22 protein-coding genes are annotated in these 25046 nt (G+C 68.2%); 10 read left to right on the top strand and 12 right to left on the bottom strand.

Going from position 1 to position 25046, the window contains the following annotated elements:
* Positions 1–17: 17 nt before the first annotated feature.
* Positions 18–1730, bottom strand: coding sequence for a DAK2 domain-containing protein (locus HF877_RS07320; protein WP_169620518.1), 1713 nt, complete (start codon positions 1728–1730; stop codon positions 18–20).
* A 177-nt stretch (positions 1731–1907) separates the two neighbouring features.
* Between HF877_RS07320 and rpmB the strand changes: the two genes are divergently transcribed.
* Positions 1908–2096: a 50S ribosomal protein L28 gene (gene rpmB, locus HF877_RS07315; RefSeq protein ID WP_072698660.1), complete on the top strand. Its 189-nt coding sequence runs from the start codon at positions 1908–1910 to the stop codon at positions 2094–2096.
* An 87-nt stretch (positions 2097–2183) separates the two neighbouring features.
* The gene (locus HF877_RS07310; RefSeq protein WP_169620517.1) at positions 2184–2978 is read left to right on the top strand and encodes an enoyl-CoA hydratase-related protein; all 795 of its coding nucleotides are present in this window, start codon (positions 2184–2186) and stop codon (positions 2976–2978) included.
* A gap of 24 nt (positions 2979–3002) precedes the next feature.
* Here HF877_RS07310 and HF877_RS07305 read toward each other — a convergent pair whose 3' ends face one another.
* From HF877_RS07305 to HF877_RS07295, 3 genes are all read right to left on the bottom strand, one after another.
* On the bottom strand, positions 3003–3698 hold the full coding sequence (locus tag HF877_RS07305) for a uracil-DNA glycosylase (protein ID WP_346765086.1): 696 nt from the start codon (positions 3696–3698) through the stop codon (positions 3003–3005).
* A gap of 72 nt (positions 3699–3770) precedes the next feature.
* Positions 3771–4292, bottom strand: a complete 522-nt coding sequence (locus HF877_RS07300; protein WP_169620516.1) for a gamma carbonic anhydrase family protein — start codon at positions 4290–4292, stop codon at positions 3771–3773.
* A 10-nt stretch (positions 4293–4302) separates the two neighbouring features.
* On the bottom strand, positions 4303–5274 hold the full coding sequence (locus HF877_RS07295) for a thiamine-phosphate kinase (RefSeq protein ID WP_296550968.1): 972 nt from the start codon (positions 5272–5274) through the stop codon (positions 4303–4305).
* A gap of 109 nt (positions 5275–5383) precedes the next feature.
* Here HF877_RS07295 and HF877_RS07290 point away from each other — a divergent pair, with 109 nt between their 5' ends.
* Entirely contained in the window at positions 5384–6022 is a 639-nt protein-coding gene (locus HF877_RS07290; protein WP_169620515.1) for a DUF3515 domain-containing protein, read from the top strand.
* Between the two features lie 31 nt (positions 6023–6053).
* On the opposite strand, the gene HF877_RS07285 is transcribed toward HF877_RS07290, so the two are convergent.
* Entirely contained in the window at positions 6054–7640 is a 1587-nt protein-coding gene (locus HF877_RS07285; protein WP_169620514.1) for an acetyl-CoA hydrolase/transferase family protein, read from the bottom strand.
* 365 nt (positions 7641–8005) lie between these two features.
* Here HF877_RS07285 and HF877_RS07280 point away from each other — a divergent pair, with 365 nt between their 5' ends.
* From HF877_RS07280 to HF877_RS07260, 5 genes are all read left to right on the top strand, one after another.
* Positions 8006–10144, top strand: coding sequence for a DEAD/DEAH box helicase (locus HF877_RS07280; protein WP_169620513.1), 2139 nt, complete (start codon positions 8006–8008; stop codon positions 10142–10144).
* Positions 10145–10285: 141 nt separating this feature from the next.
* Positions 10286–10804, top strand: a complete 519-nt coding sequence (ectA, locus tag HF877_RS07275) for a diaminobutyrate acetyltransferase (protein ID WP_169620512.1) — start codon at positions 10286–10288, stop codon at positions 10802–10804.
* A 61-nt stretch (positions 10805–10865) separates the two neighbouring features.
* Positions 10866–12149, top strand: coding sequence for a diaminobutyrate--2-oxoglutarate transaminase (gene ectB / locus HF877_RS07270; protein WP_169620511.1), 1284 nt, complete (start codon positions 10866–10868; stop codon positions 12147–12149).
* A gap of 57 nt (positions 12150–12206) precedes the next feature.
* Positions 12207–12605 carry an ectoine synthase gene (locus tag HF877_RS07265; RefSeq protein WP_169620510.1) on the top strand — a complete coding sequence of 133 codons (399 nt, stop codon included), beginning with the start codon at positions 12207–12209 and terminating at the stop codon, positions 12603–12605.
* 73 nt (positions 12606–12678) lie between these two features.
* The gene (locus HF877_RS07260) at positions 12679–13614 is read left to right on the top strand and encodes a D-isomer specific 2-hydroxyacid dehydrogenase family protein (RefSeq protein ID WP_169620509.1); all 936 of its coding nucleotides are present in this window, start codon (positions 12679–12681) and stop codon (positions 13612–13614) included.
* A 20-nt stretch (positions 13615–13634) separates the two neighbouring features.
* Here HF877_RS07260 and ligD read toward each other — a convergent pair whose 3' ends face one another.
* Entirely contained in the window at positions 13635–14597 is a 963-nt protein-coding gene (gene ligD / locus HF877_RS07255) for a non-homologous end-joining DNA ligase (protein ID WP_169620508.1), read from the bottom strand.
* A gap of 129 nt (positions 14598–14726) precedes the next feature.
* Here ligD and HF877_RS07250 point away from each other — a divergent pair, with 129 nt between their 5' ends.
* Together HF877_RS07250 and HF877_RS07245 are read left to right on the top strand one after the other, a co-directional pair.
* A complete protein-coding gene (locus HF877_RS07250; RefSeq protein ID WP_169620507.1) occupies positions 14727–16265 on the top strand; it encodes an ATP-dependent DNA ligase in 1539 nt (512 codons plus the stop codon).
* 5 nt (positions 16266–16270) lie between these two features.
* Positions 16271–17122 carry an NAD-dependent protein deacetylase gene (locus HF877_RS07245; protein ID WP_169620506.1) on the top strand — a complete coding sequence of 284 codons (852 nt, stop codon included), beginning with the start codon at positions 16271–16273 and terminating at the stop codon, positions 17120–17122.
* Positions 17123–17125: 3 nt separating this feature from the next.
* On the opposite strand, the gene proB is transcribed toward HF877_RS07245, so the two are convergent.
* The 6 genes from proB to ndk form a co-directional block, all read right to left on the bottom strand.
* The gene (gene proB, locus HF877_RS07240) at positions 17126–18226 is read right to left on the bottom strand and encodes a glutamate 5-kinase (RefSeq protein ID WP_169620505.1); all 1101 of its coding nucleotides are present in this window, start codon (positions 18224–18226) and stop codon (positions 17126–17128) included.
* A gap of 17 nt (positions 18227–18243) precedes the next feature.
* Positions 18244–19701, bottom strand: coding sequence for a GTPase ObgE (gene obgE / locus HF877_RS07235; RefSeq protein ID WP_169620504.1), 1458 nt, complete (start codon positions 19699–19701; stop codon positions 18244–18246).
* 169 nt (positions 19702–19870) lie between these two features.
* A complete protein-coding gene (gene rpmA, locus HF877_RS07230) occupies positions 19871–20134 on the bottom strand; it encodes a 50S ribosomal protein L27 (protein WP_169620503.1) in 264 nt (87 codons plus the stop codon).
* 37 nt (positions 20135–20171) lie between these two features.
* Positions 20172–20483, bottom strand: a complete 312-nt coding sequence (gene rplU / locus HF877_RS07225) for a 50S ribosomal protein L21 (protein WP_072698676.1) — start codon at positions 20481–20483, stop codon at positions 20172–20174.
* Between the two features lie 219 nt (positions 20484–20702).
* Complete coding sequence (locus HF877_RS07220) at positions 20703–24170, bottom strand: translation initiation factor IF-2 N-terminal domain-containing protein (RefSeq protein WP_169620502.1); 3468 nt, start codon at positions 24168–24170, stop codon at positions 20703–20705.
* 454 nt (positions 24171–24624) lie between these two features.
* Positions 24625–25044: a nucleoside-diphosphate kinase gene (ndk, locus tag HF877_RS07215; RefSeq protein WP_169620501.1), complete on the bottom strand. Its 420-nt coding sequence runs from the start codon at positions 25042–25044 to the stop codon at positions 24625–24627.
* Between the last annotated feature and the right edge of the window lie 2 nt (positions 25045–25046).

Genomic DNA, 25046 nt, shown 5'->3' with positions numbered 1-25046 from the left:
CCCTCGCGGCGCACCGACTACTCGACGCCGAGCTGCAGCAGGTCGCTGCACTGGCCGCCCCGGTACACCACAACCTCCAGCGCGGGATGACGGCGATCGAGGTGCTCGGTCAGCTGCTCGGCAAGTCCGTCGGGAGCGTCGGAGCCGACCAGCATCGTCACGAGCTCTCCGCCCGCGGCGAGGATCTTGTCGAGCAGAGACACTCCCGCTGCCACCAGATCATGCTCGATGACTACGACATCATGTCCCGACAAGCCGAGGCTGTCGCCCGGCTCGCACGTTCCCACCCAGGTCAGAGCCCGTTCCTCTGCTATGCGCAACGAACCCCACCGGACGGCGGCCGCGGCTTCGGACATCGCGAACGCGTCGTCGACCGTCGCGCGGCCGGGATCGTGGACGGCCAGCGCCGCCAGCCCCTGCACCATCGACGAACTCGGCAGGAACATCACGTTCCGGTTCTCGGACCGAGCCTGCACACCCACGGCGACGACGTCCTGCGCCGACAGTGAACCGTTCGGCAGGACCAGCACGTCACCGCTGGGCAGGGCGCGAATCGCCTCGAGGAGGAGGTGCGGACCGAAGTCCGTGTCCGCGTGCAACACGGCGGCACCTTCGGATTCGAACAACTCCCTCGTGCCGTGGCCTGCCACCACAGCGAGTACAGCCCGCGGCGCGGTACCGACTGCCGTGAGCGGCACCACCGTGGCGGGAATACCGGGCTGCGCCGAGCACGCGTCGCCTGTCGCGGCGTCCAGCGCGAAGCACGTGATGTCGATGCGGATCAGGGAACCGGCGGCGAGTCCGGCTTCCACCGCAGCGCCGGGATCGCAGCAGTGCACATGGACCGACCAGGACCCGGCGCCGTCCCCGACGACCGCCACCGAGTCGCCCAGCGCGTCGAGCCGGACCCGGAGGACGTCGATGTCCTCGGTTTCGGCGCGCTCGACGACGTACATCACTTCGTAGTCCTGCTGCGTCTCGGTCCGCGGTGCACGGGAGGGTTCGGACGCGGAACTCGCCGCCGCCGGGACGGGTGGTCCGGTGACCTGGATGCGACGGCGGGGCCGTTGCCCGGTGGTGACTTCGACCAGGCAGTCGAGGAGTATCACGAGTCCGAGGCCGCCGGCATCGACGACTCCCGCTTCGGCCAGTACGTCGAGTTGCGCGGGGGTTCGCTGCAGGGCGTCCGCTGCGGCGTCGGCGGCGGCCACCGTGACGTCGCAGACCGTGGCACCGGGGTCACGGGCCGCACGTTCCGCACCGTCCGCCGCGGCGTCGAGGACACTGACGATGGTGCCTTCGGCGGGCGTGCTCAGCGCTTTCATCACCAGTGTCGACGCCCGCGCCAGTGCGTCCGCGAGTCCGCGGCCGTCGACGGTGGTGTGCCCGGACATGGCGTCGGCGACTCCTCGCAAGGCCTGGGCGACGATGACTCCCGAGTTCCCCCGGGCGCCCAGGAACGCGCCGCGTGCCAGGCGCTCCGACACGTCCCACGCGGTGAGCGCACCGTCGACGGGGCCACCGATGTTCTCGACGGCGGAGTGGAGAGTGAGCACGAGGTTGGTGCCGGTATCGCCGTCCGGAACAGGGAAGACGTTGAGGGTGTTGATCTCGTGGCGGCGCTCTTCGAGGGCTTCGAGCGCGATCTCGGCCCATCGCCGCAGCGCGCGCCCGCCGACCGTGTCCCCGACCTCGAGCACCAGCTCACACCCCTCTACGTCGCTGTTCATCCTCTGCCCGAAAGAGTAGCCGGGGGTCGTGCATACGTCCGGTTTGGTCATCCGCCGTGGAGTTCGCTAAGCTGATTGGGTTGCCTCGCACGGGTGACCCTGTTCCCCGTGTTTGTAGGACGCGAAGCAAGACCAGAGAAGATGCATTATCCACTAGACACACAAGGAGTTCGCGACATGGCTGCCGTCTGCGACGTATGCGCCAAGGGCCCCGGCTTCGGGAAGTCGGTCTCGCACTCGCACCGGCGTACCAATCGTCGCTGGAACCCGAACATCCAGAGCGTCCGCGCTCAGGTTGCCCCGGGCAACACCCGCAAGATCAACGTGTGCACCTCCTGCCTGAAGGCAGGCAAGGTTACGCGCTGACCTAGGTCGAGCTGCAGACGAAGGCCCCCGGCGCGAAAGCGCAGGGGGCCTTCGTCGTTCGCGTCGGGTGCCGGATAGTGTGCCGGAATGAGCGAAAACAATAAGTCCCTCGTGCAGATCGAGGACGGCGTGCTGCAGATCGCCGTGGCCACCGCCGAGCACGGCACTTCCCTGTCCCCCGCGGGGATGGAACAGGGCACCGCGGCACTCCGGGCCGCCGGTCCCGAGATCGGTGCGGTCCTGCTCGTCGGCGAGGGCAGCAATTTCTGCGCGGGCGGCAACGTCCGCGGCTTCGCGGGTGCCGAGGACCGGGGCGCGCATCTGTTCGACATCGCGAACCTGTTCCACGATTTCATCCGGGAGATCGACGCGATCGGCGTTCCGGTCGTCGCGGCTGTGCACGGCTGGGCCGCCGGCGCCGGCATGAGCATCGTTCTGCATGCCGACATCGCGCTCGCCGGTCCCGGCACCAAGATGCGTGCCGCCTACCCGTCGATCGGATTTTCTCCCGACGGCGGCATGTCGTGGACCTTGCCCCGGATCGTCGGTCCTGCACGCGCGCGGGAGATCATCATGACCGACGCGGTGATCAACGCCGACGAAGGCGTCCGGCTCGGACTGCTCAGCAGGTTGGTGGCCGACGACGAGATCGGGAGCGAGGCGCTGCGTATCGCCCGGACGCTCGCTCACGGTCCGACCCAGTCGTACGCGTCCATCCGGAAACTCGTCGCCGAGTCCGATTCCCGGTCGCTCTCCGATCATCTCGACGCCGAAGCCGCTGCCATCTCGGCAGCCGCGACCACACCCACGGGCATCGAAGGCGTCGACTCGTTCGTCGAGAAGCGCCGCCCCGACTGGTCTGCTGTGCGCGCTCGCTCCTGACGACGTGCGGTGCGGTGCCGGTGGTCAGGCCAGTCGCCAGTCCACCGGCTCCGCGCCCTGTTCGACGAGCAGCGCGTTCGCCCGGCTGAAGGGCCGCGACCCGAAGAATCCGCGCGACGCCGACAACGGCGACGGATGCGCCGACTGCACCGTGGGCACATCACCGAGCATCGGTACGAGAGTCCCGGCGTCGCGACCCCACAGGATGGCGACGAGCGGTGCCCGACGGGCAACCAGCGCGCGGATCGCTTGCTCGGTGACTTTCTCCCAGCCCTTGCCCCGATGTGAGGCGGCTTGTCCCGGAGCTACGGTGAGAACCCGGTTGAGCAGCAGCACGCCGCGTTCGGTCCACGGTGAGAGATCACCGTTCGGGGGCAGCGGCAATCCGAGATCCTCGGTGTACTCGCGATAGATGTTGGTCAGGCTGCGGGGAATGGGCCGGACCGCCGGATCCACCGAAAAGCTCAGGCCCACAGCATGTCCCGGAGTCGGATACGGATCCTGTCCGACGATGAGCACCCGCACCTCGTCGAAGGGTTGCGCGAATGCCCGCAAGACATCGGCCCCGGCCGGAAGGTAGGAACGCCCCGCTGCCAGTTCCGCCCGCAGGAACTGTCCCATCGAGGCGATGTCGTCGGCGACCGGAGCGAGCGCCTGCGCCCAGCCGGGCTCGATGATCTCGGACAACGGCTTGCTCACTCGGGCGGCCTGCTCTGTCACGTTCTCCTGCTCCTGATTCGTGCTTGATGTCGCGGGTCGTGCACTGGGTTCCCCGACACGATGGTGGCCCGGTCAGTCGAGTCGACGCAGTGCGGTGCGGTAGTACTCGGCGTTGGCCGCGTACATCTTCGCGTTCGCGTCGAAGTGGCCTTCCGGGATCTCGACTCCGTCGCGAACCTTTGCGGGCACGCCCATCGCCATCCGGCGGGCCGGCAACTCGAATCGCGGCGGGATCAGCGCTCCGGCGGCAACCTGGGCGCCGGCGCCGATGGTCGATCCGTTGAGGACGAGCGATCCGGATCCGATGAGAGCGCCGTCGCCGATCGTCGCGCCCTCGATGTGCACGTTGTGCCCCACCACACACCGCGCGCCGATGACGGTGGGCTCGATCGCGGTGCAGTGGACGATCGTTCCGTCCTGGATGTTGGTTTCCTCACCGATGGTGATCGTCCCGTAGTCCGCGCGCAGGACCGCCGTGGGCCATACCGACGCGCGGGCACCGAGTGTGACGTTTCCGATCACGACCGCATCGGGATGAATCCAGGCATCGGGGTGGATATCGGGAACGCGATCACCGAGTGCATAGAGAGCCATGTCGCCCAACCTATCTCGAGGTACCGGGCGAAAAGCTGTGCCACCCTCCGGGACCGGCCGGAGGCCTGCCGTCGACGGTCACCCCGCGCCCCTGCCGCACTGTTCCGATGCGCCGCCACCCGCTGGGCAGCATCACGCCCGGTGGGAAGCACGCTGCCAGCGCGTGATCCTCGCCGCCTGCGAGCACCCATTCCCACGGGTCCGCGCCCAACTCCGCCCCGGCGGCGACGAGACGCTCGTCGGGTGTGATCGCGGCGCGATCCACATCGATCGCAACGTCCGACGCGGTGGCGATGTGCCCGAGGTCGGCGACGAGACCGTCGGAGATGTCGGTTCCGGCGCGGGCACCGGCATCGGCGGCGGCGGGGCCGGCGTCGTACGGGGGTGAGGGCACGCGGTGCGCGTCGACGAGATCCCGATAACCGTCGAGGCCGGCGACGAGCACGGCGAGACCTGCTGCCGACCGCCCCACATTCCCGGCAAGAGCCACGACGTCCCCGGGGCGGGCACCCGAGCGCAGCAGCGGCGCACGACCCTCCAGGTCACCGAGGACCGTGACCGACACGATCACCTCGCGCGCCTGGACGAGATCGCCGCCGACAACTCCTGCTCCGAGCGCTTCGGCTGCTTCACCGATGCCTGCGGAGATCTCGTCGAGCACGGCGGCGGGCGTCTCCGGCGGGCAGCCGAGTCCCACGACGAACGCGACCGGCCGGGCCCCGATCGCGGCGACATCGGCACCGTTCTGCGCGACGGCTTTGCGTCCGACCTCGTGCGGGCTCGACCAGTCGAAGCGAAAGTGCCGGCCCTCGACCAGCATGTCGGTGGATACCGCGATTCTCCCGTCGGCCGCGGCGACGACCGCAGAGTCGTGCCCCGGTCCTACCAGGGTCGTGCGGGGTTGCCGTCGTCCCGCGATCGCACGGGCGATGGCGGGAAACTCGCCGATGTCGGAGACGGTGGGGCCGGTCTGATCTGCCACGGTGATGGGCGCCTCTTTCTCGGTCGGCAGCGGATACGGGCCGGTACGCCCCCTGCTACGTTCGTTCCACGCTACCGTTGCCGACATCATCCCTCCGACGCTGGACACCATGAACAACACACATTCTTCCGAGCAGGAACCCGGCGACCAGGGTCCTGACGAGCAGGAACCCGCCGACACCGCCGGGTCCGAGCAGACGACACCCTCCGAACCGCGTCGCCATCCCGCACTGATCGCGACTGCGATCGCGCTGCCGGTGGCACTGCTGGTGGGCGTGGTGGTTGCCGCCGTGTTCGTCGCGCGCACCCCGGTCAACTCTCCGGTCGGGCTGGGTCCGGTGCCCGCCCCCGACGCCGAGTCGGAATCCTGCACCTCACTGCTCGGCGCGCTGCCCGAGGATCTCGGCGACTACACGCGCGCCGAACTCGCCGATCCCGCACCGGCCGGCGCCGCGGCGTGGCAGTCCGCAGACGGCGCGGAGGTCGTGTTGCGATGCGGACTCGAGCGGCCCGCCGAATTCGATCAGGCCGCGGCGCTGACGGTCATCGACCAGGTCCAGTGGTTCGAGATCTCGGGCGCACAGCAGGGCATCGACGCGAGCACGTGGTTCGCCGTCGACCGTCCCGTCTACATCGCGCTGACGGTACCCAACGGGTCGGGACCGACACCGCTGCAGGACGTTTCGGCATCCATTGCCGAGACGCTCCCCCAGCAGGAGATCGATCCCGCCCCGATCGGCGGGCCCTGAACCGTCACCCGCTGCCGATGCGGCTGTGCCGTTACTGCCCGGCGGCCGCGCGCATCGTGCCGGTGCGCTGGAACCGGCTGTGGAACGAGAACGCCTCGTCGAGAAGGTGTGGCGTCTGACCGGCCCCGGGCAGCGCCTCGGCCCGATCGACGTAGTCGTGTAGTTCCGCCCGGAAATCGGGATGGGCACAACGCTCGATGACCACCCGGGACCGCCGGCGCGGCGACAGGCCGCGCACGTCGGCGAGGCCCTGTTCGGTGACGATCACCTGGACGTCGTGTTCGGTGTGGTCGACGTGCGGCACCATCGGCACGATCGAGGAGATCGCGCCGTTGCGCGCGGTCGACGGGCTGAGGAACATCGACAGGTAACCGTTGCGGGTGAAGTCACCCGAGCCACCGATGCCGTTCATGATGCGCGTGCCCATGACATGGGTGGAATTGACGTTGCCGTAGATGTCGGCCTCGAGCATCCCGTTCATGGCGATGATGCCGAGCCTGCGCACGATCTCGGGATGGTTGCTGATCTCCTGGGGGCGCAGCACGATGTGGTTGCGGTAGAAGTCGATGTTGCGCACGAACTCGTCGAGGCCCGCCTCGGACAGCGCGAGCGCGGTGGACGACGCGTAGCGCACCGTCCCGTTCGCGATGAGTTCCAGCATGCCGTCCTGGATGACCTCCGAGTAGCACGTCAGCCCGCGGTACGGCCCGCTGGAGAGTCCGGCGAGCACCGCGTTGGCAACGTTGCCGACACCGGACTGCAGCGGCAGCAGAGTGTCGGCGGGGAGGCGCCCGGCGGCCACCTCGTGCGCGAAGAAGTCGAGCACATGCCCGGCGATGGCCTGACTGGTCGCGTCCGGCGCCGTCAGCGGGTTCGCGCTGTCCGACACATCGGTCTCGACCACCGCGACCACGCGCGCCGGGTCGACCCGGAAGGTCTGCTGCCCGATCCGGTCCTCGACATCGGTGAGGTGGATCGGGGTGCGGTGCGGCGGGAGCGCGGTGCCGTAGTAGATGTCGTGGACACCGGCCATGGCATCGGGGATCCAGGAATTGACCTCGAGCACGATCTTCTCGGCGACATCGAGCCACGTCTTGTTGTTTCCCACGGAGGTGGCGGGGATCAGTTCACCGGACTCGGTGATGCCGGAGACTTCGACGACCGCGACGTCGACGTGCCCGTAGTAGCCCTCCCACACCTGCTGCGCCACGTGCGACAGGTGGATGTCGACGTAATCCATGCGGCCGTCGTTGATACGTCCGCGCGCGGTCGGCTCGGCTTGGTACGGCATGCGCAGAGCGATGCCGTCCGCCTCGGCGAGCAACCGTTCGGTCTCCGTCGACACCGAGGCTCCGGTGAGAAGATTGATCGTGAAGTCGTCACCGCCCGCCCGAGCACGGCGAATGTGCTCGGCCAGTGCCGGAGTGACCCGCTTGGGGGTACCCGCGCTCGCGAAGCCACTGATCGCGACGGTGTCGCCGGAGCGAATGTGCCGCACCGCCTCCTCGGCGGAAACGATCTTGCGCCTGAAGGATTCGTTGCGGATGCGGCCCGCGGAGGTGACTCCGGCGACTGTCTCCGCCTTCGACGGCGCAGAGGAAAGGGTGGGTGCGTGCATGGCGATGAGGATAGAGGGGCCGAGAGACTCGCCGATCACACTCGCCGAACGGGCGCGATCCCGATCACGTTGCGGCCGGCGTCCGGCGTCGTATCGTATACGCCACCTTGTCGGGCAAACATCTTGTGTGACAGATACTTTCGGCTCTGCGCACAAGGTTCCCGGGCGCCGCGCGTCGCGCGGACGGTGGCGCAGGGCAGGCGGACGGAGGACAACCGTTGGATGCGTTCGTCGCTCACTCGGCACCGCTCACCGAACGAACGCGCCACTCGTCGTGAAAAAACGCGTACCCGACCCGCCGACGGTGGGCCGCTCCGATTCGCAGTGCCACCGTACGAGTCGGTGATGTCGGGCACGATGGGGCAATGAGCATCCCCACCGACGGTCTGCGCGACGACGCCGAACACCTCCTCCGAGAGCTTGCCGGACCGGACGCCCGCTTGCGCGACGACCAGTGGACCGCGATCGAGGCGCTCGTCGTCCAGCGCCGCCGGGCACTCGTGGTCCAGCGCACCGGTTGGGGAAAATCCGCCGTCTATTTCATCTCCGCCAAACTGCTGCGGGCGCACGGACACGGCCCGACGGTGATCGTGTCCCCACTGCTGGCACTGATGCGCAACCAGGTCGCCGCCGCCGAACGAGCAGGTGTGCGGGCCGCGACCATCAACTCCGGCAACATGACGGAGTGGGACGAGATCCACGAACGGATCCGGTCCGGTGATGTCGACGTCCTGCTCGTCAGTCCGGAACGGCTCAACAACCCCGACTTCCGCGATCAGGTGCTCCCGGCTCTCGCACGCGACGCGGGTCTCGTCGTCGTGGACGAAGCGCACTGTGTATCGGACTGGGGCCACGATTTCCGTCCCGACTACCGGCGTATCCGCACGCTCGTCGCCGACCTCGGCGACGGAGTGCCGGTTCTGGCCACCACCGCGACCGCCAACGATCGGGTGGTCGCCGACGTCGCCGCGCAACTGGGAGTCGGCGCTCAGGTCCGGTCGGGTGTGCCCGGAGAGCCGGCGTCGTCGTCCGACGGAACACTCGTTCTGCGCGGCGGACTGGACCGCCCCTCACTGCACCTGTCGGTGGTCCGCATCGACGAACCGGCTCGTCGTGCGGCCTGGCTGGCCCAGCATCTGGACGAGCTTCCGGGTTCGGGCATCGTGTACACGCTGACGGTGTCGGCCGCACGCGATCTCGCGGCACTGCTGTCGGACCACGGCTACGCCGTCGCCGCGTACACCGGTCAGACCGACCCGGCCGAACGGGAGCAGCTCGAGTCGGACCTTCTGGCCAACCGCGTCAAGGCGCTGGTCGCCACGTCGGCGCTGGGCATGGGGTTCGACAAGCCCGATCTGGGCTTCGTCGTCCATCTCGGGGCGCCGTCCTCTCCTATCTCCTATTACCAGCAGGTCGGCCGGGCCGGCCGTTCGACGGACCGCGCGGAAGTCGTGCTTCTCCCCGGCCCCGAGGACCGGCAGATCTGGCAGTGGTTCGCCTCCGTGGCGTTCCCGGAAGAGTCGCTGGTGCGCCGGGTCATCGAGGCGCTCGACCCGGAACGGCCGCTGTCGACCCAGGCATTGGAGCCGCGTGTCGACCTCAACCGGTCACGGCTCGAGATGGTGCTCAAGGTGCTGGACGTGGACGGAGCGGTCCGCCGGGTGAAGGGCGGTTGGATCGCGACGGGACAACCGTGGGTGTACGACGCCGAGCGGTATGCCCGCCTCGAAGAAGCCCGCACCGCCGAACAGAACGCGATGATCGAGTACGAGCGCACCACCGAGTGCCGCATGGTCTTCCTTCGCCGCCAGCTCGACGATCCGGAACTCACCGCGGACACCCCGGGATGCGGCCGGTGCGACAACTGCACGGGGTCGCGATGGTCCGACGTCGTGGACGAGGCGGAGGTGGCCAGGACGAAGGCTCGCCTCGAGCGCCCCGGCGTCGACCTCCCCCCGCGACGGCAGTGGCCGACGGGCATGGCGACGCTCGGTGTGAAGCTCTCGGGCCGCATCACCGACGGCCCCGAGCCCGGGCGCGTTCTGGGAAGACTGTCGGATCTGGGCTGGGGTCCCCGCCTGCGTGCGCTTCTCGACGCTCCGGACGGTCCCGTTCCCGACGCGGTGGTGCAGGCGTCGGTGGCAGTGCTCGCGTCCTGGGATTGGGCGCAACGACCCACCGCGGTGATGGCCGTCGAGTCCCCGGACCACCCGGTGCTCACCGCCTCGCTCGCGTCGCGTCTGTCACAACTGGGCCGACTTCAGGATTTAGGTGTATTACGTCGCCGAACGGGGCATCCCCCTGCGACGGCCGCGAATTCGGCATACCGGATCGCCGCGCTCGTCGATGCGTGGGAGACGCCCGATCTCAGCGGAGTGCGCGGTCCGATCCTTCTCGTCGATGCGGTGACCGACACCGGCTGGACGCTCACGATGGCGGCGAGGACTCTCGTCGCCGCCGGAGCCGACGCGGTGCTGCCGTTCGCGCTCGCGAGCCCGAAGTAATCGCTACGAGGAGACCAGACGCTACATGTTCGTGACCGGTATCACACCACATGTCCTACCTGCACGAAGCGCGGACTTTAGCACCCGAGCCAGTCGAAACGGGTGAATTCGACATCAAATCTTGTTAAGTTACGAGGACTTATGAAGCCCGTTACGGAAAGTAGTACCCCATCTGTAGAGCCGGCTGAATTGAGTTTCCGGAGTCCGCGCATCGCCGACGGAAAACGGCTGTGGCAGATCGCCCGCGACTCCCAGGTACTCGATGTCAATTCCGGTTACGCGTATGTGTTGTGGTGCCGTGATTTCGCCGAGTCTTCCGTGGTCGCCACCGACGAGCACGACCGCGCCGTCGGTTTCGTGACCGGATACCTGCGACCCGAGTCGCCACAGACGTTGTTCGTATGGCAGGTCGCCGTCGACGCCGATCAGCGCGGTCGTGGCGTCGCAGGCCGCATGCTGGACACTCTGCTCGACAGGCTCGCCCCCCTCGGCGTCACCCGCCTCGAGACCACGGTGAGTCCCGACAACGCAGCGTCGATCGCGATGTTCACCGCATTGGCTCGCCGCCGCGGAACCCATATCACCCGGAGCGATTTGTTCGCGCCCGACGATTTTCCGGATTCTCATCTGGCTGAGGATCTTTACACGATCGGAGAGTGATCACCCGAGATTCGGGTATCGATCACTTCGAGTTTCTTAAATATCGCAGGAGGACCACCACATGACCATCCTGGAACACAAGCCCGGCACGACGGGCGACATGGATATCTTCACGCATCTCGAGTCGGAAGTGCGCAGCTACAGCCGCAGCTGGCCCACCGTATTCGAAAAAGCGTCCGGATCCTGGCTCCGCAGTGAGAGCGGCAAGGACTACCTCGACTTCTTCGCGGGCGCCGGCGCCCTCAATTACGGGCACAACAACCCGATCCTCAAGTCCGCGCTCGTGGACTACATCATGAGCGACGGCATCACCCACGGCCTCGACATGAACACCGTCGCGAAGCGGCGCCTGCTCGAGACGTTCGAACAGCTCGTGCTCAAGCCCCGCGGGCTCGATTACAAGGTCCAGTTCCCCGGTCCTACCGGCACGAACTCGGTCGAGGCCGCACTCAAGCTTGCCCGCAAGGTCACCGGGCGCGAGTCGGTCATCAACTTCACCAACGCCTTCCACGGTATGACGCTCGGCGCTCTGTCGGTCACGGGCAACTCCATGAAGCGCGCGGGTGCCGGCGTCCCGCTGGTGCACGCGACCCCGATGCCGTTCGACAACTACTTCAACGGAGTCACAGAGGACTTCCAGTGGTTCTCCCGCGTGCTCGACGACGCCGGCAGCGGCCTCAACCGCCCCGCCGCGGTCATCGTCGAGACCGTTCAGGGTGAAGGCGGCGTCAATATCGCCCGCCCCGAATGGCTTCGCGCGCTGGCGGATCTGTGCCAGGAACGCGACATCCTGCTGATCGTCGACGACGTGCAGATGGGATGCGGCCGCACCGGCCCGTTCTTCTCCTTCGAGGTCGCCGGGATCACCCCCGACATCGTCACGCTGTCGAAGTCGATCGGTGGCTACGGTCTGCCGTTGGCGCTGACGCTGTTCAAGCGCGAACTCGACGTCTGGGGCCCGGGCGAGCACAACGGCACCTTCCGTGGGAACAATCCGGCGTTCGTCACCGCTACCGCCGCCCTCGAGCACTACTGGGCCGACGACAAGCTCGAGCGCGAAACGCTGCGCAAGGGCGAGCGCATCCGGCAGACGTTCATGAACCTGTCCGACATGTTCGACGGCGTCTCGACGCGCGGTCGCGGTCTCGTCCAGGGACTGGTGTTCGAGAAGCACGAGAACGCACAGAAGGTCTGCGAGCTCGCCTTCGAGGAGGGTCTTCTCGCGGAAACCTCGGGACCGTCCGACGAGGTGGTCAAGCTCCTTCCGCCGCTGACCATCAGTGACGACGAGCTGGAGTTCGGACTCAACATCCTCGCCGAGGCCACCGCGAAGGTGCAGGCCTGAGCGCAGTCCGCTCCCCCTTTCCCGAGAAACCCTCACCCCTAAGGATTTTCGACACCCATGATCGTTCGTACGACTGAAGAGATCACCGGTACCGATCGCGACGTCACGTCCGAAGACGGCAACTGGACCAGCAAGCGGATCGTGCTCGCCGGCGACAAGGTCGGTTTCTCGTTCCACGAGACGACCATCAAGGCGGGCACCGTCAACGAGTTCCACTACGCGAACCACATCGAGGCGGTGTGGCTGGTGGAAGGCGAGGGCACCCTCCAGGACCTGGACAACGACGTGGAGTACGAGCTGGGTCCGGGTTCGATGTACCTGCTCAACGGCCACGAACGCCACCGCGTCCTGCCGCGCACGACGATGCGGATGATGTGCGTGTTCAATCCTCCGGTGACGGGTCGCGAGGTCCACGACGAGAACGGTGTCTACCCGCTCGTCGAAGAACCCGCCTGATACCCACCCGGGTGGTCGCCACGCGCGACGCGAGCACGTGACCAATTGCGGGGCGGGCGCTTAGAGTCGAATCATGACTTTCGAGCGCTCGCCCCGCATTGCTGTCGGTCCGGCGCCGGACGAGCGCTTCGTCCGAGCCGTCACCAGTGGCGGTGGGGTGGTGTGCGACCTCGACGACGCGCCCGACGCGCTGGTCTGGACCGGCGGACCCGACTCGTTTCCCGAGTCGCTCCCCCGGTCCGTGCGCTGGGTTCAGCTTCCGGCGGCCGGGGTCGAGCGCTGGCTGTCCGAAGGAATCGTCCGGGCTCATCCGCAAGTGATGTGGACCTCCGCCGCGGGTGCGTACTCGGCGACCGTTGCCGAGCACGCGCTCATGCTGCTGCTCGCCGGGGTGCGGGCACTGCCGGCCCACCTCGAGGCAACCTCCTGGGAGCCCGAGGCCTTCTTTCCCACCCTCGGGACGTTGCGAGGATCCACCATCGGCATCATCGGCGCCGGTGGCATCGGCCGGGCACTGATCCCCATGCTCGCGGCACTGGGCGCACGCGCCCTGGCCGTGACCCGCAGCGGCCGTCCCGTACCCGGCGCTGTCGAAACCTACCCCGTCGAGAGGATCGACGAGATCTGGCACCTCGCAGACCATTTCGTCGTCGCCGCACCCTCGACCACCGAGACCGAACAACTCGTCGGCGCCCCGGAACTTGCCGCCATGAAACCCACCGCGTGGGTGATCAACGTTGCCCGGGGACGCCTCATCGATACCGAGGCACTGGTGGAGGCGCTACGACAGGGCACCATCGCGGGAGTGGGTCTGGACGTCACCGACCCGGAACCTCTCCCCGACGGTCACCCCCTCTGGTCGATGCCGAATGCGATGATCACACCCCACGACTCCAACCCCCCGGCGGTACGCATCCCCGCCTACCTCGAGCACGTCACGGAGAACGTCACCCGGTTTGCGTCCGGGCTCGATCCCGTCGCTGTGATCGACCCGAGCGCCGGGTACTGAGCGCGCCTTGGTGCGGGGGGTCACGAACCGGCGCGACCGATATCCCCGTTCTCCGCCTCGTCCCGGTCGGCCCATTCGAGAAGAGCGTCGAGCGAGAAGACGGCGTCGTCGATCCCCGCGTGCAGGTCCCCGTATTTCGCGAACCGGTCCGGGACGGTCGCGACGGTGAATTCCCGCGGGTCGACATCGGGCACTTCCTCCCAGCGGACCGGCGTCGAGACACGGGCGTCGGCCACCCCGCGAATCGAGTACGCGCTCGCGAGGGTGTGGTCGCGCGCGTTCTGGTTGTAGTCGACGAACACGGCCGACTGGTCGCGGTCCTTACGCCACCAGGTGGTCGTCACATCCCGGGGCGCTCGTCGTTCGACTTCCCGCGCGAATGCCCATGCGGCCCGGCGTACGTCGTCGAACCCCCATCGGGGCTCGATCCGGACGTAGACGTGCAGTCCCCGGCCACCCGACGTCTTCGGCCAGCCGACCGCGCCCAGTTCGGCGAGGACTTCCTGTACCACTCCCGCCACGCGCACCACGCGATCGAATCCGCAGTCGGGCATCGGGTCCAGGTCGATGCGCCACTCGTCGGGACGTTCGACGTCGGCGCGGCGCGAGTTCCAGGGATGGAACTCGACCGTGGACATCTGGACGGCCCACACGACGTCGGCGACGCGGGTGACGCACAACTCGTCCGCGTCGCGGTTGTAGCGCGGAAAGTGGACCCGGACGGTGTCGACCCAGTCCGGCGCGCCATGGGGAAGCCGCTTCTGGTGCACCTTCTCCCCCTCGATGCCGGACGGAAACCGGTGCAGCATGCACGGCCGTTCCCGCAAGGCGCGGACGATGCCGTCGCCCACGGCCAGGTAATAGTTCGCGATGTCGAGCTTGGTGACACCGACTTCGGGGAAGTACACACGCTCGGGATGCGACAGCCGAACCGTACGGCCGTCGGCTTCGAGTTCGACGGCTTCCGACGAGTCCTTCCCCATGCGGTCCCTCCTCGTGTACCCACGGGCCACCGCGTGCGGCCCGCCGGCGTGCACCCATCCTCGCGCGCCGGACACCACACCGCAGCACTTTCCGGTGCCGTGCTCCCTGCCGCGCGTTACCGTCGAGCTGTGTTGCTCGAGAGCGTGGTGGAGACATCGGACGCGGTGGCGGGGACCCGCTCACGGCGCGCGAAGACCGAGGCGTTGCGCGCATTGCTCGTGCGCGCCGATCCGGCCGAAGTCGAATCGGTGGTGTCGTGGCTCTCCGGGGAACTGGCCCAAGGACGGATCGGAGTCGGTTTCCGCACGCTCGCGGGCCTCGATCTGTCGCCGGCCGGCACGGCGACGCTCGAGGTCTCCGAGGTGGCCTCGATCCTCGACTCCCTCGCGACGACGTCGGGCCCGGGTTCTGCTGCGACACGTCGAGCACAGCTCGACGAATTGTTCTCACGCGCAACCGCCGGCGAACAGCATTTCCTCGTTCGTCTGCTCGGCGGCGATCTACGTCAAGGGGCGCTCGAAGGGGTGATGACCGATGCCGTGGCCGCGGCAGCAGGCCTTCCCCTCGACGCGGTGCGGCGCGCCTTCATGCTCTCCGGACGGCTCAGCGGCACGGCAGCGGCGGCCTTCGAGGGCGGGCTCGACGCCCTGGCCGCGTTCCGGATCGAGGTGGGCCGGCCGGTACGGCCCATGCTTGCCTCGCCGGCCGAGTCCCTCACCTCCGCGCTCACCGAACTCGGCGGCGAGGTGAGTGTGGAGTACAAACTCGACGGCGCACGCATCCAGGTTCATCGTGCGGGAGACGAGGTACGGATCTTCACGCGTACGTTGCGCGACATCACCGGGTCCGTACCGGAACTGGTCGACCTCGTCGCCGGCCTGCCGTGCACCAGTGTGGTGCTCGACGGGGAGACGCTCGCCTTGACCGATTCCGGCCGTCCCCGCCCCTTCCAGGAGACCATGAGCCGATTCGGCGCACGCAGCGAGCGCGAACTGCTGCTGCATCCGTACTTCTTCGACTGCCTGCACCTCGACGGAGACGACCTCCTCGACGCTCCCCTGTCCGAACGACTGGCCGCCCTCGACCGTGTGGCCGCGCGACACCGGATACCTGCGGTGACGGCGCCCGGCCCGGAGCGTGCGCAGGCGCACCTCGCGGCGTCGCTCGATCACGGGCACGAAGGCGTCATGGTGAAATCCCTCGTGTCCCCCTACAACGCGGGTCGGCGCGGACGCGCGTGGCAGAAGGTCAAACCCGAGCACACACTCGATCTGGTGGTGCTGGCCGCCGAGTGGGGTTATGGGCGCCGGACCGGATATCTGTCGAACCTGCATCTGGGCGCGCGCGATCCCGACGGCGGCCCGCCGATCATGGTGGGAAAGACGTTCAAGGGCCTCACCGACGAGTTGCTGCGGTGGCAGACAGCCGAATTCCCGCTACACGAGTCGCACCGGGACGAGCACACCGTCTATCTCGAACCGCGCCTGGTAGTGGAGATCGAACTCGACGGTGCCCAGGTCAGCACGCGCTATCCGGGCGGGGTGGCGCTCAGATTCGCGCGGGTACTGCGCTACCGCCCGGACAAATCGCCGGCAGAGGCGGACACGATCGACGCGGTGCGTGCACTGCTCCCCCGCTCGCCGGTCGGCAACGACGGCCTACCGTAGAAGGGGTGATCGACGTTCGACCTTCCCTCGACTCCCTGTGGTCCCTGGTGGACGGCAAGCGGGTCGCCGTGCTCACCGGCGCCGGCGTCTCCACCGACTCCGGCATTCCGGACTACCGCGGACCGGATTCTCCGCCGCGTAACCCGATGACGATCCAGCAGTTCGTCGGAGACCCGGTGTTCCGGCGCCGCTACTGGGCACGCAACCACGTGGGCTGGAGGCATATGGACGCCGCCCGCCCCAACGTCGGTCATCGCGCCCTGGCCGCGCTCGAGCACGCCGGGTGCGTCACCGGCGTGATCACCCAGAATGTCGATCTCCTGCACACCAAGGCGGGCAGTCGCCGCGTCATCGATCTGCACGGCACGTACGCGCAGGTTCGCTGCCTGGCCTGTCAGCATCGGATCTCCCGATTCACCCTCCACGAACGCCTCACCGGCGCCAACCCGGGGTTTGCCGAACGCGCCCGCGCGATCACGGGACTCGAAGTGGCGCCCGACGCGGACGCGGTCGTGGCCGATACCGACGGCTTCGTCGTGGTCGACTGCGAACGATGTGGCGGGATGCTGAAACCGGACATCGTGTACTTCGGTGAGATCGTGCCCCGGCCGCGTGTGGACGACGCCTTCCGGGTGATAGACGAGGCCGACGCACTCGTCGTCGCCGGGAGTTCGCTGACCGTGCAGTCCGGGTTGCGGTTCGTGCGGCACGCCGTGGCACGCGACATACCGGTGGCGATCATCAACCGGGGACCGACGCGCGGTGACTCTCTCGCCGCACTCAAGATCGAGGCAGGAACGTCGGAATCGCTCGCGGCGTTGACATCCCGCGTCGCCGAGCCGACACCGACTGCGTAACAGTTAGATTCGCACCAGATCGTCCGCGTGCACCACGGGACGATGCAGATCGGCGGGCAGGTTCCGGGTGGAGAAACCGATCATGAAGTCGAGTTCGGCCACGTCGTAGGCAACCACTCCGCGGGCCACGGTGCGGCCGTCCGGAGCGATGAGGGCAACAACATCGCCGGCGTGGAAATTGCCACTGCTACCGGTGATTCCGGCGGGCAGCAACGACCGGCGGCGATCGACGACCGCGCGGACGGCTCCTTCGTCGAGATGCAGCGCGCCGTGGGTATCGGCGGCGTGCCGCACCCAGAACAGCCGGGCAGACAGACGATCGGGACGCGCCGAGAACGCCGTCCCGACGTCCGCGGTGGTCAGTGCCCGTGCGGCGTCCGACGCCGCGGCAAGCAGCACCGGCACACCGGAGTCCGCGGCGAGCCGCGCGGCGGACAGCTTGGAGGCCATTCCCCCGGTGCCGAGTGCGCCGCCCGACCCGGCGACGACACCGTCGAGGTCTTCCGGACTGGTGACCTCCGGAATGAAGTGAGCCCCGCCCTTCCGTGGATCACCGTCGTACAGTCCGTCGACGTCGGACAGCAGGATCAGCGCCTCCGCACCGACGAGATGCGCGACGAGAGCCGCGAGCCGGTCGTTGTCACCGAACCGCAGTTCCGCCGTCGCGACGGTGTCGTTCTCGTTCACGATCGGCACGGCCCCGAGGGCGCGCAGACGATCGAGGGTGCGCTGGGCGTTCCGGTGCTGGGTGCGGCGGGCGATGTCGTCCGCAGTGAGCAGCACCTGCCCGACGGTCCGGTCGTACCGGGCGAACGAGGTGCCCCAGGCGTGAGCGAGGGCGAGTTGCCCCACGCTGGCCGCCGCCTGCTTCGTGGCCAGATCGCGGGGCCGCGTGGTGAGTCCCAGCGGCGCGAGTCCGGCACCGACAGCGCCCGACGACACCACCACGACGCTCGAACCCGACCGCATCCGCGACTCGATCGCGTCTGCGAGCCGGTCGAGCCTGCCACGATCGAGGCCGCCCACCAGACTGGTGATCGCCGACGAGCCGATCTTGACCACCACGCTGCGTGCGTCGGAGATGACCTCTCGCGTGTCGCTCACAACTCTCCTCGAAAAGATCAGAAGTCGTCGTCGTCGGAAGCGAGACCCCGACGGACCTTCTTGGCATGGCGGCGTTCTTCGGCGCCGACGCGATCGACCTGGTCCAGGCGGGCGTCGGTGCCTCGCCCGGTGCGCACGACGTCGACACCGGCTGCGGTCTGCGGCTCCCAGTCGAAGCTGACGTCACCGATGGTGACCGAGGCGCCGGGCTGCGCGCCCATCTTGACCAGCTTGGCCTCGACGCCGAGCCGTGCCAGCCGGTCGGCGAGGTAGCCGACGGCTTCGTCGTTGTCGAACGCCGTCTGGCGGACCCAGCGCTCCGGGCGCTCGCCGCGCACGATGAATCCACCGGGAACTTCGGGATCGGGAACGACGGTGAAGCCGGTCTCGTTGCGCGCGATCGGGCGGATCACCGGACGGGTGGGCTCCGCGGGCGGATGCGCCTCGCGGTACTCCTCGACCATCTTCGCCAGCGCGAACGTAAGGGGCCGCAGACCTTCGTGGGTCACCGCGGACACGGTGAACACCGGCCAGCCGCGCTTCTCGAACTCGGGCAGGACGAACTCGGCGAGTTCGGCGGCGTCGGGAACATCCGCCTTGTTGAGGACGACGATGCGGGGCCGGTCCGCGAGGTCACCGAGGCTGTTGTCGCCGGACAGCGCGGGCTGGTATGCCGCGAGTTCGGCTTCGAGGGCGTCGACGTCGGAGATCGGGTCGCGACCCGGGTCCATGGTCGCGCAGTCCACGACGTGCGCGAGCACCGCGCAGCGCTCGATGTGCCGCAGGAAATCGAGGCCGAGACCGCGGCCCTGGCTTGCGCCCGGGATCAGTCCGGGCACATCGGCGACGGTGAAGGTGGTGTCGCCGGACTGGACCACACCGAGGTTCGGAACGAGCGTGGTGAACGGGTAGTCGGCGATCTTGGGCTTGGCCGCGGACAGCACGGACACGAGCGACGACTTGCCGGCCGACGGGAACCCGACCAGACCGACATCCGCGACGGACTTCAGTTCCAGGACGAGTTCACGTTCTTCGCCCTCCTCGCCGAGCAGCGCGAAGCCGGGGGCCTTGCGCGCCTTGGAGGCAAGGGACGCGTTGCCGAGTCCGCCTCGGCCGCCCTGCGCAGCGATGAACCGGCTGCCGACGCCGACGAGGTCGGCGAGGACGTTGCCGTCGGTGTCGAGCACGACGGTTCCGTCCGGGACCTCGAGCACCAGGTCGTTGCCGTTGGCACCGCTGCGGTTGCCACCGGCACCCTGCGTGCCGTTGGTTGCCTTCGCGTGCTGGTGGAAGTGGAAGTCGAGCAGTGTGTGGACGTTGCCGCTCACCTCGAGGACGACGTCACCGCCGTTTCCTCCGTTGCCGCCGTCGGGGCCGCCGAGGGGCTTGAACTTCTCGCGATGGACGGAGGCGCAACCGTTGCCACCCTTACCGGCGCTGACGTGCAGCACAACCCGGTCGATGAAGCGGGACATGGATGGACCTCTTTCCGTGCGAGAACTGGCGAAGCTTCCCGATATGTACTGGCGAAACGTGCTGTGTGGAAAACCAACAAGGGCGGGACAGGGTGTGTGCGACCCTGGCCCGCCCCTATTGGGAGTATGTCGCGAGGAAACCCTCGCAGTGTCCTGTTCGGACGGCAGATCAGGCGTCTGCCGCGACCGGGACGATGTTGACCGTCTTGCGTCCACGCTTGGTGCCGAACTCGACAGCACCCGCTTCGAGGGCGAACAGCGTGTCGTCGCCGCCGCGTCCCACGTTCACACCGGGGTGGAAGTGGGTGCCGCGCTGACGCACGAGGATCTCACCGGCGCTGACGGACTGGCCGCCGAAACGCTTGACGCCGAGGCGCTGGGCGTTCGAATCGCGACCGTTACGGGAGCTTGATGCACCCTTCTTGTGTGCCATGACGAACCCTCCTGGGGGTTGAAGCTCGAAGCTCGAGTTACTTGATGCCGGTGACCTTGACGACCGTCAGCTTCTGACGGTGGCCCTGGCGCTTGTGGTACCCGGTCTTGTTCTTGAACTTGTGGATGTGGATCTTCGGGCCCTTGGTTTGCTCGACGATCTCGGCGGTGACCGATACCTTCGCCAGTTTGTCGGCGTCGGTGGTCAGCTCGGATCCGTCGACGACGAGGACCGGAGCAAGCGAGACAGCAGCGCCGGGCTCACCCTCGATCTTCTCGACCTTGACGAGGTCGCCTTCAGCGACCTTGTACTGCTTACCGCCGGTCTTGACGATCGCGTACGTTGCCATCGGACGGCTACCCCTTGCTTCTTCGAACGTGCTCGCGCCACAGTCTTGCGGTCGCGACTGGTCTGTATGGTGCTTACTCGGTCCCGCCGCCATCCTGAGTCCAGGCGCGGCTGGGCAGTATCGCCGAGTAGCGACTGAACAAGATTACGGGAAAGTGGCGGCCAGGGTCAAACCGGGCCGAGCTCCCCGGACCGGTCTCTGCCGGTCCGGGGAGACCCGTCATGCTTCGGCGTCAACGGGCGGACCCGCGGGGCGTCCCGCAGCCCGCCGTGAACGTGTCCTGCGGACCACCTTGACGGCAGGTTCGTCGGCGCTCGAAGGCGCGTCCTCGGGCGTCGACACCGGCGTGGTGGCCGGAGGCGTCACCGGCGTCGAGTCGGCGGCCGGGGCCGGCAGGACGAACACCGTCGCAGCGGCGTCCGCGTCCCCGGCAGGTGCTGCCGGGCGTGCCACACGGCGCGCGCGACGACGACGGGGAGCGGGCTCCGAGTCGGATTCCGGCGCGGAAACCTGCTCCGCCTCAACACTCTTCGGGGCCGACTTCGCGACCGCAGCCTCGGCCGCAGCGATCTCCTCCGCGACCTCCTCCGGCTCGTCCGCAGGGGTCGTGACCGTAGTCGCGTCCTCTCCGGTGCCGGATTCGCTCCGGGCGGCGTCGGCGATCCGGCCGGGATCGGCTGCCCGCAACGGCTCGGAGATCTTCACCGGGTCGCCCTCCTGGCCGGCCGGTGGCTGCGTCGCCGGAGCGTCTGCTCCCGCGTTCGCGGACTCGGCGACAGGAGCGTCGGTGGAGTCGGCCACAGCAGCATCAGCGGAGTCGGAATCGCTGTGCTCCGGGTGGTGCGAGGCCATGGCGAGCGCCACAGGATGAGCCGCGCGCCTGGCCAGCTCCTCCTGCGAGGGTGCCGGGGCGACGGTCTCTTCCACGACCACCTCGGCGACGGGTTCCGGAGCACTCTTGTCGCGCCCCCGCTTGCGCCGCGAACCGCCGCCCTGCGAACGCGTCGACTCCTCGTGCGGCTTGGACTCGATCGGCTCCGAGTGCACGATGATGCCGCGTCCGTTGCAGTGCTCACAAGTGGTGGAAAACGCCTCGACCAAACCGGTACCGAGACGCTTGCGCGTCATCTGCACCAAGCCCAGTGAGGTGACTTCCGACACCTGATGGCGGGTGCGGTCCCGTCCGAGGGCTTCGGTGAGACGGCGCAGCACCAGGTCGCGGTTGGACTCGAGCACCATGTCGATGAAGTCGACCACGATCATGCCGCCGATGTCGCGCAGCCGCATCTGACGGACGATCTCTTCCGCCGCTTCGATGTTGTTGCGGGTGACGGTTTCCTCGAGGTTGCCTCCCGAGCCGGTGAACTTGCCCGTGTTGACGTCGACGACGGTCATTGCTTCGGTGCGGTCGATCACGAGCGTGCCGCCCGAGGGCAACCACACCTTACGATCGAGCGCCTTCGCCAGCTGTTCGTCGATGCGGTGAGCACCGAACACGTCCACCGAGTTGTTGGAGCGGTACCGCTCCACGCGCGGCAGCAGGTCGGGTGCGACCGTGCGGATGTAGGACTCGACCGTGTTCCAGGCGTTGTCGCCCTCGATGACCAGCTTCGAGAAGTCCTCGTTGAACAGGTCGCGGACGACCTTCACAAGAAGGTCGGGCTCCTCGTACAGCGCCTTCGGCTGCCCGGAGGCCTCGGCCTGCACCTTGTCGGCCTGGGCGCTGATCGTGTCCCACTGCGACTGCAGACGGGTCACGTCGTGCGCCAGTTCGTCCTCGCTGACGCCTTCGGCGGCGGTGCGGATGATGACCCCGGCTTCTGCCGGAACGATCTCCCGCAGGATGTCCTTGAGGCGCTTGCGCTCGGTGTCCGGCAGCTTCCGGCTGATCCCGGTCGACGATCCACCCGGGACGTAGACGAGGAATCGGCCGGCCAGGCTGATCTGGGTGGTCAGACGCGCGCCCTTGTGGCCGACGGGGTCCTTGCTGACCTGGACCACCACCATGTCGCCCGGCTTGAGCGCCTGCTCGATCTTGCGGGAGTTTCCTCCCAGGCCGGCAGCCTCCCAGTTGACCTCACCGGCGTAGAGCACGCCGTTGCGGCCGCGTCCGATGTCGATGAAGGCGGCTTCCATGGACGGCAGCACGTTCTGCACGCGACCGAGGTAGATGTTGCCGACCATCGACGCCGACCCGGAGGTCGTGACGAAGTGCTCGACGAGGATGCCGTCTTCGAGCACGGCGACCTGCGTCATTCCCGCATGGGCACCGGAGGTGCGCTCGCGGACCACCATGACCCGGTCCACGGACTCACGGCGTGCCAGGAACTCCGACTCGGTGAGGATCGGGGGACGGCGACGGCCGGCTTCCCGACCGTCCCGGCGACGCTGTCGCTTGGCTTCGAGGCGCGTCGAGCCGCTGATGCCCTGCACCTCGTCCTTGACGCGCGCCTTGGGCCGCGGCTCCCGCTCGTGCACGACGGTGGGAACTGCATCGTCGTCGCCCGACGTGTCGGTGTCGGAATCGGCCGATCCGCGGCGGCGACGACGGCGGCGACGGCGACGCGACGTGCCGTCGCTGTGCTCGTCGTCCTCGGAGTCGTCGTCCGAGTCGGCGTGGTCCGACTTGCTCTGGTCCGTCTTGGTCTGGTCCGTCTTGGTCTGGTCCGTCTTGGTCTGGTCCGACGGTTCCTCGTCGGCGGCAGCCGGCTTGCCGTGCCGGTCGTCGCCCGAGTCGGCCGCGGGGCCGGTCTCGGTCCGGTCGTCGTCCTTGCCGCTCTTCTCCTCGTGTTCGGAGGAGGTGTCGTCGTGCTGATCGTTCTCGCCGCTGTCACCGCGTCCACGGCCACGGCCACGACGTCCACGGCGGCGGCGACGGGGATGCTCGTCCTGATCGTCATCGTCCGGGCCCTGGGCCCGGCCGCCGTCGGAGCCCGTATCGCGGGCGGGCGCCTCGTCGACCTGCTCGGCCGGCGCCTCGGCTCCGGCGACCTTGTCGGACGTGGTCTCGGATGCTTTCCCGGAAGTCTTCTCTGCGGTCTTCTCTGCGTTCTTCTCGACGGTCTGCTCGTCGATGTCCTTCGCCGCTGCGCCTCGGCGGGCGCGGCGGCGGCGCGGACGAACCGGTTCGTCGTCGGCGTCCTCGTCCGCAGGCGCGGGCGCGACCGGTTGCAGGAACAGCGGTGCGGCGACCGTGTCGGCTACCGGCTCCGGCGGCGCGAACAACGGGGTGTGCTGTTCCGGGGATGTGAACAGACCGGTGGGTCCACCGATCGACGTCTCCTGGACGGGCTCGTCCTTGTCCGCGACCTTCGGCTCCGGGGAGAGCACCGGCTCTTCGATGTGCGCGAGCGTCGTGTCGCCCGGCGCCTCGGCGGCCGGATCCTCGGGTGCCTGGGCCTCAGGTGCCTGAGCCTCGGTGCGTCCGTCAGGAGCGACCGGCTCGGAAGCGCCGCTCAGTGCGGCGTACACCTCTCGGGCGGCGTCGCGGTGCAGCGTGGCGTGCGCACTGCTGAGCGCAGTCCCGAGTTCGGTGGCCTTTGCGATCACCTGCTTGCTGGTGAGTCCCAGCATCTTGGCGAGCGCGTGCACGCGAATTTTCGCGGGCAGGTTCGGTACCTCGGTGCCGTCGGCGACGACGTCCGCGGATTCGATGGAATTGTTCTCCGGCGGCTCTTGATCGGCCACGTAAGTCTCCTAAGCCCCCGGGCGCGTCCATCACCGACTCGTGCGATGTGAGCGGCCACGCGAGGGCGCTGCTTGTATGCCCGCGCCTGGGGGCGCGAGATCATCCGGTCTCGCATCACACGGCCGTCCGGTGCCCGTTATCACTGCACGGCCGAGCGATGCCTGGCTTGATCGCGGTTCGAGCGCCGGAACATCCAGCATGTCGCGGAGCGAGGTGGTTCCTTCGTCCTCGGCCACAGCGATGTCGGGCATCGATCCGTGATGTCGTTCGGTCGCCCCGGACGGGTTTCGCACGGTGCAACCTTCCCCAGTATCCCACACAGGCGTGCGCGGATACGCCAACGGCGCCCCGCGGGGCGCCGTCGGTCGATATCGGGAACGTTGATTCGTGTCGTCGCGGACGGTTTCCGCACGACACCGGGGCGCCAGCAGAACGGCCGCCACCGTGGGTGGACTAGTTACCGGCGAGGGCCGGGAACCACAGTGCGATCTCGCGTTCGGCCGACTCGGCGGAGTCGGATCCGTGGACGAGGTTCTCACCCGGATCGAGGCCGAGATCGCCCCGGATCGAGCCCGGAACGGCCTTCTCCACCGGATCGGTTCCGCCGGCGAGCTGACGGAACGCCGCGATCGCGCGCGGGCCCTCGAGCACCGCGGCCACGAGGGGGCCACCGGTGATGAACTCGATCAGCGAGTCGTAGAAGGGCTTGCCCTCGTGCTCCGCATAGTGGGCCGCCGCGACCTCGACAGGGGCGACACGGAGCTCGAGAGCCACGATGTCCAGCCCCTTGCGCTCGATGCGCGACAGGATTTCTCCGACGTGACGGCGGGCAACGCCGTCGGGCTTGATCAGTACAAGGGTGCGCTCAGTCACGC

This window comes from Rhodococcus sp. BL-253-APC-6A1W (genome assembly GCF_012843405.1).
Classification (GTDB): Bacteria; Actinomycetota; Actinomycetes; order Mycobacteriales; family Mycobacteriaceae; genus Rhodococcus.
This window is presented reverse-complemented; position numbering and strand designations above follow the sequence as displayed.